13 protein-coding genes and 1 pseudogene are annotated in these 9355 nt (G+C 66.9%); 8 read left to right on the top strand and 6 right to left on the bottom strand.

What is annotated here, in order from left to right:
- The first annotated feature begins 13 nt into the window (after positions 1 to 13).
- The 3 genes from JWP65_RS03005 to JWP65_RS02995 all read left to right on the top strand — a co-directional run bounded on the left by JWP65_RS03005 (position 14) and on the right by JWP65_RS02995 (position 1494).
- Positions 14 to 958: a TerB family tellurite resistance protein gene (locus JWP65_RS03005; protein WP_299760212.1), complete on the top strand. Its 945-nt coding sequence runs from the start codon at positions 14 to 16 to the stop codon at positions 956 to 958.
- Position 959: 1 nt separating this feature from the next.
- On the top strand, positions 960 to 1193 hold the full coding sequence (locus JWP65_RS03000) for an amphi-Trp domain-containing protein (protein ID WP_299760210.1): 234 nt from the start codon (positions 960 to 962) through the stop codon (positions 1191 to 1193).
- Between the two features lie 178 nt (positions 1194 to 1371).
- The gene (locus JWP65_RS02995) at positions 1372 to 1494 is read left to right on the top strand and encodes a hypothetical protein (RefSeq protein WP_299760208.1); all 123 of its coding nucleotides are present in this window, start codon (positions 1372 to 1374) and stop codon (positions 1492 to 1494) included.
- A gap of 77 nt (positions 1495 to 1571) precedes the next feature.
- On the opposite strand, the gene JWP65_RS02990 is transcribed toward JWP65_RS02995, so the two are convergent.
- The gene (locus tag JWP65_RS02990) at positions 1572 to 2132 is read right to left on the bottom strand and encodes a hypothetical protein (RefSeq protein WP_299760206.1); all 561 of its coding nucleotides are present in this window, start codon (positions 2130 to 2132) and stop codon (positions 1572 to 1574) included.
- Positions 2133 to 2244: 112 nt separating this feature from the next.
- On the opposite strand from JWP65_RS02990, the gene JWP65_RS02985 reads away from it, so the two are divergent.
- Positions 2245 to 2778: a DUF1003 domain-containing protein gene (locus JWP65_RS02985; protein ID WP_299760204.1), complete on the top strand. Its 534-nt coding sequence runs from the start codon at positions 2245 to 2247 to the stop codon at positions 2776 to 2778.
- Between the two features lie 83 nt (positions 2779 to 2861).
- Here JWP65_RS02985 and JWP65_RS02980 read toward each other — a convergent pair whose 3' ends face one another.
- From JWP65_RS02980 to JWP65_RS02970, 3 genes are read right to left on the bottom strand one after another with little or no spacing between them, the layout of a single operon-like run.
- Entirely contained in the window at positions 2862 to 3206 is a 345-nt protein-coding gene (locus JWP65_RS02980; protein WP_299760202.1) for a hypothetical protein, read from the bottom strand.
- On the bottom strand, positions 3185 to 3739 hold the full coding sequence (locus JWP65_RS02975; protein WP_299760200.1) for a hypothetical protein: 555 nt from the start codon (positions 3737 to 3739) through the stop codon (positions 3185 to 3187). The genes JWP65_RS02980 and JWP65_RS02975 overlap by 22 nt, the downstream gene beginning before the upstream one ends.
- A 22-nt stretch (positions 3740 to 3761) precedes the next feature.
- Positions 3762 to 4037 (bottom strand): hypothetical protein, encoded by a 276-nt coding sequence (locus JWP65_RS02970; RefSeq protein WP_299760198.1) that lies wholly within the window; start codon positions 4035 to 4037, stop codon positions 3762 to 3764.
- A gap of 35 nt (positions 4038 to 4072) precedes the next feature.
- Here JWP65_RS02970 and JWP65_RS02965 point away from each other — a divergent pair, with 35 nt between their 5' ends.
- The 4 genes and pseudogenes from JWP65_RS02965 (at position 4073) to murI (ending at position 7428) form a co-directional block, all read left to right on the top strand.
- On the top strand, positions 4073 to 4213 hold the full coding sequence (locus JWP65_RS02965) for a hypothetical protein (RefSeq protein ID WP_299760197.1): 141 nt from the start codon (positions 4073 to 4075) through the stop codon (positions 4211 to 4213).
- 334 nt (positions 4214 to 4547) lie between these two features.
- Positions 4548 to 4749 (top strand): annotated as a pseudogene (locus JWP65_RS02960) (DDE-type integrase/transposase/recombinase); the annotation flags it as partial.
- Positions 4750 to 5058: 309 nt separating this feature from the next.
- Positions 5059 to 6612, top strand: a complete 1554-nt coding sequence (locus JWP65_RS02955) for a fumarate hydratase (RefSeq protein ID WP_299760195.1) — start codon at positions 5059 to 5061, stop codon at positions 6610 to 6612.
- A 36-nt stretch (positions 6613 to 6648) separates the two neighbouring features.
- Complete coding sequence (murI, locus tag JWP65_RS02950) at positions 6649 to 7428, top strand: glutamate racemase (protein WP_299760193.1); 780 nt, start codon at positions 6649 to 6651, stop codon at positions 7426 to 7428.
- On the opposite strand, the gene JWP65_RS02945 is transcribed toward murI, so the two are convergent.
- Both JWP65_RS02945 and JWP65_RS02940 read right to left on the bottom strand, forming a co-directional pair.
- On the bottom strand, positions 7408 to 8715 hold the full coding sequence (locus tag JWP65_RS02945) for an MFS transporter (RefSeq protein ID WP_299760191.1): 1308 nt from the start codon (positions 8713 to 8715) through the stop codon (positions 7408 to 7410). The two genes, murI and JWP65_RS02945, sit on opposite strands and share 21 nt — an antisense overlap.
- A gap of 112 nt (positions 8716 to 8827) precedes the next feature.
- The coding region (locus tag JWP65_RS02940) for a DUF6806 family protein (RefSeq protein ID WP_299760189.1) at positions 8828 to 9355 on the bottom strand (528 nt) is incomplete at its 5' end.

Raw genomic sequence — 9355 nt, 5'->3', positions numbered from 1 at the left:
CACGACTGCCGACATGACCCAAGATGAAATCAAGGCCGTCCTGACCATGAGCCTGCTGGCGGCGTTCGTCGACGGCGACAAGCACGAGCGTGAACGCGCGGAGATCAAGCGCATCGCGCAAGGGCTGGCCGCCGACGAGAGCCTGCACCTGCCTTCGCTTTACCAGGACGTCCTGCTCCAGCGCGTGTCGCTGGCGAGCGTGGCGGCGGGCCTGGGTAGCACGGCGTCCAGGCAACTGGCATATGAGATGGCGGTGTGCGTCTGCGATGCCGATGGCGCGCAGTCCGGGGCCGAGCGCGCTTTCCTGGAGCAGGCGCGGGCCGCGCTGGGCCTGGCGGCACCGGCGGCGGCGGAGTTTTCCCGCGCGGCGGACGAGCTTGCCTCGGTTCCGCTGGCGGCCAGCGCCGCACCGGTGACCGCGAAGCCAGGATCGCTTGCGGTGGACGAAGCCGCCCTCGAGCAGGCGATCCTGAACGCATCCATCGTCAACGGCGCGCTCGAATTGCTGCCCGAGACGCTCTCGACGATGGCGATCATCCCACTGCAGATGAAGCTGGTCTACCGTATCGGCAAGGAGCATGGCTACGAGCTCGATCGCGGGCACATCAAGGATTTCCTCGCGACCGCCGGTGTCGGCCTGACCTCGCAGTACCTTGAGCAGGCCGGCCGCAAGCTGCTGGGCGGCCTGCTCGGCAGGTTCGGCGGAGGCATCGCGCGCGGGCTGGGCAACCAGGCCGTCAGTTCCGGGATGAGTTTCGCCAGCACCTATGCCCTCGGCCATGTGGCCAAGCGTTACTACGCCGGTGGAAGGCAGCTGTCGCCGCAGATGCTGAAGGACGCGTATGCGAGCGTGGTCGACGAGGCACGCAAGCTGCAGCAGCACCACCTGCCGGCGATCCAGGACCAGGCGCGCACGCTCGATGCCGGCAAGGTGCTGGCGATGGTCAGGGGTGCCTGACATGAGCGGCAAACCGGACAGGGACATCGAGCGCGGCTATTCGAACGCGCAGTTCGTGGCCAAGCTGCGCCGGATGGCTGACGCCATCGAAAGCGGCGACAGGTTCGAGATCCAGATCGGCGGCGAGCGGATCTACGTCCCCGCCTCGGCCCGCTTCACGGTGGAGCACGAGCGATCGGGCGGCGAGGAAGAGATCGAGTTCCAGGTGAAATGGAAGGTGGGCGACGCAGCGTGAGCGTTGCTCGCCGCCCGCGCTACTTCGTCCCGCCCCCTGACGGGTGCTCGGGTCCACCTTGATCTCGCGCTTGCGTTTGCCCTCTCCGACGATCTCGGCTTCACGATCAGCCGGCGATTTTCCTCCTTTCACCTCGGCGTTTTTTATCGGTCCGGGGCAGGAGGCAACGGCAACGTTGATGTCTGCAATGACCTGGTGCGCGGGCAGCGCCTTGTCGTCGGCCCACGGCGCCGGCACCAGCGACAAGCCCGGCGCCAGCGCCGCGCGCCAAGGGATGGATGCGCTTCATCGTGGCTCCTGAAAGATGATGCCGACCGGGCCGGTCGCGGGCTGCCGCTTGCCCGTTGTAGCCAACTTCCCAAGCTACGTTCAAGCGCTTCAGATCGCGTATGTTTGCAGCAGCGCCTTGATCTGCACTGAGAGGTAAGGCCAGCTGTATCCCCCACCGTCATCCCAAGACTTCGAGCCCGTCATCAGACCGGTCGCCAGCAGCAGATCTCTCACTTCGTCGTGCGGGTACAAGTACCAGATCTCCTGATCGCAGAACGCGACGTAGATGTCCTTGCCGCTGTATTTCATGTCGATGCTCAAGCGGCCCTTCAGTTGCACCTTCAAGAACATGTTGCCATCTATGTGGCAGGCAATGAAGTCGGCACCTTGCCAATCATCACTCAGCCGCAGGCTATTGAAGCCATAGTCCGCCAGGTGAGCCGCTACCTTTTGAAAGTTGTAGTTCTCCTTTTGACGGGAGTTCAACTCTGTGTAGGCGATTTTCTGAAGGGTGGTCATCTGATGTGTTGGCTTGCGATGGCTGAAGCTGCAGAAACGGTGGTCGCGTAGCGCTCGAAGCGGAACTTGACCTCGCCTGCGTGCGGCTTGGGCAGTTGCCTGACCTGCACCGGTACTCTTGCATCGTAGCGAACCCAGCAGCAGATGCATCGCACTGCCACCCAAGTCGCTTTTTCCGGCGCGCTGCTCATCCGGCAGCCTCCTACACAGCTTACGGCGATCTCTCGCAACGGGGACCGCGCGAGCGCGAAACAATCGCTGCTTGGCTACCCAGAACCACGCACCCGGCGCCGCCGAAATCACGCGCCGCAACGTCGAAACGATGCGGCGTCTCGAAGAGCTCGCCTCGCAGAATCGCACCATCGGTGACCGCGTCGCGTCGTTCGTCGCGCGGTTTTGCGGCAGCCCCACCTTCGTCTGGGTGCATGCGGTCGTGTTCGGCTCGTGGATCGGGTGGAACGTCTGGCCGGGCCTGAAGCACCCGGACCCTTACCCGTTCACGTTCCTCACCATGTGGGCTTCGATGGAGGCGATCTTCCTGTCCTCCTTCATCCTCATCGCCCAGAACTACGCGATGCGGATCAGCGAGCGTCGAGACAAGCTGGACGTGCAAATCAATCTGCTGACGGAGCAGGAAATCACCAAGGTACTGCAGATGCTTCAGGACATTTCCGCCGCGGTCGGGGCCGGCCAGAAGCCCGACCCGGAAGTGCAGGCCCTTGCCGAAGTTACCGAACACCAGGCGCTGGTCGAGCAGATCGACCAAGCCGCGCAAGAGTCGGTGCGCAAGAGTTGAGACCGCCGCGGCGCGGCTGGAGTCACGCTGGAAAACGGCCTTTGCCGCAGCATGCGCAACGTTCGCGCCCTGCAGTTCAGAACTCACTGCGGCGCCCTACGTCCGCCTGGAATTGGGTCTGGAGTGGCCTGTCGCGGAGGCGGTTGCGGCTTGCGCGCCGCCTCCGCCTGCACGACACGCACGTAGGCCACGCAGATCCCGGCATAGGCCCAGTACAGCCAGGAAATCACGCCGATGCTGCTGACCGTCGCGATGGTCACGGCGATGCCCGCCAGGCCCGCCGCCAGGCCGCGCCCGACGTTGTCCAGAGCGGCAGCGCGGTGCGGCAGTGGCGACGCCAGCCGCGTCGCCCTCAGCACCGCCAGCATCGTGCTGAGGAAAAAGGCAACGAACAGGCCCGACCCGATCAGGCCGGAGTCGAGTGCCACCCGGAGATAGGTGTTGACGATATCGACGATTCCCTCGCCCTGCACCAGCCCACGCCGGCTCCCGTTGCCGCGAACTTGGCCAGGTTCTTGACGGCTGCCGCGCCTGTGCCAAGATACACGCGGAGCATGGCCAACGCCCCCAGCCACGGGCCCCGAGATACGGGGAAGAACAAGCCGAATGCCAGGGTGACCGAGATGACGTGCCGCCAGCCGGCCCGCATGGTCGAACGCAACGCCAGCAGCGCAGTGGTGCCAACGAGCATGACCAGGCCGAGCGCGATGGCATGGCCCGCGGTGGCACGCACCCGCAGAAAGCCACCTCGCCCGAGATAGGTGTTCACACCCGCCTTGACGCCCCACGATGCGCCCAGGCTGGAGTACACGAGCCACTGCTTCGCGAATTCGACCGCTGCGATCCCGGCCAAGGCAAGCGCATCTGCCAGCAGGCCGGCCAGTGCCTGCCGCAGGGCAGCCGGCGACTGCAGGGCGCGGCTCAGGGTGAAATAAGGGAGCACAAGGTCGGTGAATGTCATGACGCGACGCGCATCGCGTTGGTCACCGAGAGTCGTCGTCCGCCTTGAACGGGACATTGATCCAGATGTCCTTGCCGGTCTCATTCGCCAGCGCGACGACGTACTCCCAGGCCATGCCCTTCGGGCCGCCCTGGCTGGCCGCATCCGGCCGTGGCCGTTGCGCCCAGAGGCCGGGCGGGTCGCTATTCGGCGCCAGGGGGCCGAGCAGGCGCAGGACCGAGAACGGCTCGACGGCGCGCAGGAACTCCTCGGTGAACAACGTGGTCGCTTCGCGTTGCGGCGGGAAGCAGTTGCACATCGCGTACCCCACCCCGCGTGCCGGTGAAGGAAAGCATGAGCTGGGAGGCCCGCGCGCCCGCGATGACTTCTGCCGAAGATCGGTTCGACTCCGGATCGTGGCGCATGGCACTGACGGCCACGCCGGGCGATGCGACCGGCGCGACGTTGGCCTTGCCGGTGAACGACAGCCGGTAGGTGCCAGCTTGCATGTACCGGCGGGCGGACACACTTTCACCCGGATCGCGATTGAGGATTCGAACGACGCCGCCGGCGTCTTGCACAGGCCAGCCGCCCTGGTCCACCTTCACGTTGTGCACCCAGGGCAGACGGGCGGAACCCCAGCGGCGCGAGGACTTCATCAGGTCGGCGAACATCGTCAGGCGCGCCTCGCCGGCGATGCCCTCGAGGTTGACGCCGAGCGGGTAGGATGCCGGCGCGGCACTGGAAGCATCCTGCGCAATCGCCCGCGGCCAAGGACGCTGGAGAGGAGCATCAGGCCGGCGAGCAGGACTCCGTGCGCGGCGTGAGGGCCACCTTCGCCTACGTGTCGACTTGGCAGGGCTGGCGGTACCTGGCCTTCGTTGTGGACGTGTTCGCCCGCTGCATCGTGGGCTGGCGGGTGAGCAGTTCGATGCGAACGAACTTCGCTCTGGATGCCTTTGGAGCAGGCGCTGTACGCCAGGCAGCCAAAGCCCGACGCGGGGCTGGTGTGTCACTCCGATCGCGGATCGCCTGCTCGAACCAACTGGCTTCGTCCCGCCGGCGAGGCTGAGGCAAACCACTACCGGCAACCCGCCATTCGAGCCACCTCGATGGTGGCCTGCCTTGAACCAACTGGCCTCCACGAAAGCTGGGGCGATTCAATGCTGTCCTTGTGAGCTGACCTGCGCCACAAGCTCCTTTGTGCAGATCTTGTGCAGGTGCACAGCATTGCAGCCGTATGGCCCAAAGCACTTTCAAGTGCCACCGAAGCGTGGCCCAAGCAGGCTCGACAGCGTCTGGGATAATTCCGGTAAGCCCCTCCCCTACTCCCGAAGCCCATGACGACGACCATCAAGCAAGCCGACCTGATCGAATCCGTGGCGGCCGCGCTGCAGTACATCAGCTACTACCACCCCGCCGACTTCATCTCGCACCTGGCCCGCGCCTACGAGCGCGAGCGCAGCCCCGCGGCGCGCGACGCCATTGCGCAGATCCTGACCAACAGCAAGATGAGCGCGACCGGGCACCGCCCGATCTGCCAGGACACCGGCATCGTCAACGTGTTCCTCAAGGTCGGCATGGACGTGCGCTTCGAAGGCTTCAGCGGCGGGCTGGAAGACGCCATCAACGAAGGCGTGCGCCGGGGCTACGACTTTGCCGACAACCGCCTGCGTGCCTCCGTGGTGGCCGACCCGCAGTTCGCCCGCAAGAACACCGGCGACAACACGCCGGCCGTGATCTCGGTGCAGATCGTGCCCGGCGACAAGCTCGAAGTGACCGTGGCGGCCAAGGGCGGCGGCAGCGAGAACAAGAGCAAGATGGTCATGCTCAACCCCAGCGACAGCGTGGTCGACTGGGTGCTCAAGACCGTGCCGACCATGGGCGCCGGCTGGTGCCCGCCCGGCATGCTGGGCATCGGCATCGGCGGCACCGCGGAAAAGGCGATGCTGATGGCCAAGGAGTCGCTGATGGACGACCTGGACATGTACCAACTGCTGGAAAAATCCGAGCGCGGCGACAAGCTGTCGCAGGTCGAGGAACTGCGGCTGGAGCTGTACGAGAAGGTCAACGCGCTGGGGATCGGCGCTCAGGGCCTGGGCGGCCTGACCACGGTGCTGGACGTCAAGATCGCGATGTACCCCACCCACGCCGCCAGCAAGCCGGTGGCGATGATCCCCAACTGCGCGGCCACCCGCCACGCCCATTTCGTGATGGACGGCTCCGGCCCGGTCTACCTGGAAGCGCCCAGCCTCGACCTGTGGCCGGACGTCGCCTGGGTGCCCGACACCCAAAAGAGCCGCCGCGTCGACCTGGACACCCTCACCCGCGAGGAAGTGGCCAGCTGGAAGCCGGGCGACACGCTGCTGCTCAGGGGCAAGATGCTGACCGGCCGCGACGCCGCCCACAAGCGCATCCAGGACATGCTGGCCCGCGGCGAGCAACTGCCGGTAGATTTCACCAACCGCGCCATCTACTACGTCGGCCCGGTCGACCCGGTGCGGGACGAGGCGGTCGGCCCGGCCGGCCCGACCACCGCCACCCGCATGGACAAGTTCACCGACATGATGCTGGAGCAGACCGGGTTGATCGCGATGATCGGCAAGTCCGAGCGCGGCCCGGCGGCCATCGAGTCCATCCGCAAGCACAAGAGCGCCTACCTGATGGCGGTCGGCGGCGCCGCCTACCTGGTCTCCAAGGCGATCAAGCATGCCAAGGTGGTCGGGTTCGCCGACCTGGGCATGGAAGCGATCTACGAATTCGACGTGGTCGACATGCCGGTGACGGTGGCGGTGGACGCCACGGGCATCAGCGTGCACAACACCGGGCCCGCCGAATGGCAGAAAAAGATCGCCAGCGGCGAGTTCAAGCGCATCCCTGTCGCCGTCATCTGACCCCGCCGGTCCCCGGCACGGGCTAGAGTCCCCGGCATGGACAAGGACCACCCCATCGGCATCTTCGACAGCGGCGTTGGCGGCCTGAGCGTGCTGCGCGCGCTGCGCGCCGAGCTGCCGGGCGAAGACTTCGTCTACTTCTCCGACGCCGGCCATGCGCCCTACGGCGAGCGCGGCGACGCGTTTGTCTCGCAGCGCTCGCTGGCGATCGCCGTCGACCTGCTGGCGCAGCACCGCATCAAGGGCCTGGTGATCGCTTGCAACACGGCCACCGCAGCCGCGGTGCACCTGGTGCGGGAGGCGGCGGTCGACCTGCCGGTGGTGGGCGTCGAGCCGGCCCTCAAGCCGGCGGCGGCGCTGACCAAGACCGGGCACGTGGCGGTGCTCGCCACCCGCGGCACGCTCGCCAGCGCCAAGTTCAAGTCACTGCACGATTCGCTGCGCGCACAGGCCGAGTTCGTGCTGCAGCCTTGCGACGGCCTGGCAGCCGCCATCGAGGCCGACGACCAGGATCTGGTGCGCGCGCTGTGCCGCCGCTACACGAAAGAGGTGTGCTGCTTCGGGACCGGCGCCGGCGAGATCGACACGCTGGTGCTGGGCTGCACCCACTACCCGTTCGCCGCCAACGCCTTTGCCGAAGTGCTCGGCCCGCACATCCAGCTGGTGGAAACGGGCAAGCCGGTGGCGCGCCAGACCCGCCGGCTGCTGCAAGCGCAGGGGCTGCTCAACGCCGCCGGCACCGGCAGCGTGCAGTGGCAGACGACTGGCGAGCCGCAGGCGCTGCGGGCCGCCGCGTCACGCTGGCTGGGCTTGTAGTGCCGCTTCCCGCCCCCGACCCACGTCCACCTTCATCAGCAGCACCAGGCCCACGACGAACATCGCGGCCGTCGACAGGATCGCCATGCGCTGGTTGCCGCCACTGGCCCAGGTGATGGCGCCGTAGGTCAGCGGCCCAATGATGCTGGACAAGCGCACGGCGAAAGTCCACAGGCCGTAGAACTCGGCCAGCTGGCGCGGCGGCGCGAACAGGCCCGCCATCGCGCGGCCGGCGGACTGGCTGGAGCCCATGCACAAGCCGGCGATGGTGGCGGCCCACCAGAACTGGCCCTTGGTCTGCGACAGGGCCGCGATCACGCACACGGCGATCCAGCCCACCAGCGTGCTGCCCAGGGCCAGCTTGTGGCCCACTCGATCCTGCAGGTAGCCCCAGGCGAAGGCGCCGCCCGCGGCCGCCAGGTTCAGCACGAAGATCAGCACCATCGTCTCCTGCTGCGAGAAACCGATCACCGTCTGGGCATAGATGGCGGCCAGCGCGATGGCCACTGCCACCCCGCCCTGGTAGAACACGGCGCAGGCCAGCAGCCACATGAAGTCGCGGTAACGCCTGGCCTGCGAGAATGTGCGTTGCAGGCGCTGCATCGAGGCCTTGAAGCCGCCTTGCTCCAGGCTGCGCGGGTTGGCCTGCCCCCGTTCGCGCAGCAGGCGGAAGGTGACCAGCGAGGCAGCGCCATACAAGGCGGCGGTGACCAGCACCGTCACCGGCACGAACTGCGCGGCCGGGATGCCCCGGCCCTGGGCCCAGATCACGTAGCCCAGGCAGATGCCCAGCGACAGCATTCCGCCGAAGTAGCCGAAGCCCCAGCCCCAGCCGCTCACCTTGCCCATGGCTTGCGGGCGCGCCAGCTCCGGCAGGAAGGCGGCGGTCAGCGACTCGCCCCAGTTGTAGAAGGTGTTGGAGACGATCACCAGCAGCATCGCCAGCACCATGGCGCCGGGCTGGGCCAGCGCCAGCAGCGCCGTGCTGACGACGCAGCCCGCCGTCACCAGCATCAGGATCTTCTTCTTGGCGCCGCGCAGATCCGCATAGGCCCCCAGCGTCGGCATGGTGAGCATGACGATCGCGTAGGAGATGCTCAGGGCCAGCGTCCAGGCAAAGGTGGCCCAGGGCGCGTTGCCGGCGATGCCGTTGACGAAGTAGGCCGAGAAGACGGCGGTGATGACCACCGTGGTGTAGCCGGAATTGGCGAAGTCGTACATCGCCCAGCCGAACACCTCGCGCTTGCGCACGCCGGGGTTCAGCGCTTCCTGGGAAAACAGTGGCATTGGAGGGACTAGAGACTAGAGATCAGGGCGAGCCCGACCGCGCGAGCATAGCCGCAGCGGGCCGGCTTGGCTGTTCCCCCCAGCCGCCTCTATAGGCCCTGCCCCCTCTTGCTCAGTGCAAATGCCGCGGCCGGCGGCCGCCGCCGTGCCCACCGCCCGAGCCGCCGCTGCCGCGCGGTGGCTTGCCCAGCTCCAGCGAGCTGACCAGCGCGTCGAAGCGTTCCGCGAACAGCTTGTCGATCTCGCCGACGACGCCATTGAGTTCGGCGCCGTCGAAGTGGCGCTCCATCAGGTTCACCACGTCCTGCACCAGCAGGTCGCGCTGCACCTGCATGATGGCTGCGGGTGTCGGGCCCACGAACACCATCAGGAAGTCGTCGCGCGAGTCTTCCTCGGGCGGCGCCTCTTCCTCGTCGAACTCGGCGTCGTAGAAGGTGACCTCGATGGCCGCGCCTTCTTGCGCCAGCTCGTTGAGCGACATGCACATTTCGTCGAGCTGCTGGCGGAAGTCCTGGTCGCCGGCGACCGTCCAGCACATGGTCAGCAGGCTGTCCTGGGCATCGAACTTGATGCCGGGCTCTTCCTCGTAGGCGCTTTCGCTGCCATCGGCCAGCGACTTGGCGCCGGCGTAGGTCCACAG

The organism is Ramlibacter sp. (genome assembly GCF_028292805.1).
GTDB lineage: Bacteria > Pseudomonadota > Gammaproteobacteria > Burkholderiales > Burkholderiaceae_C > Ramlibacter.
This window is presented reverse-complemented; position numbering and strand designations above follow the sequence as displayed.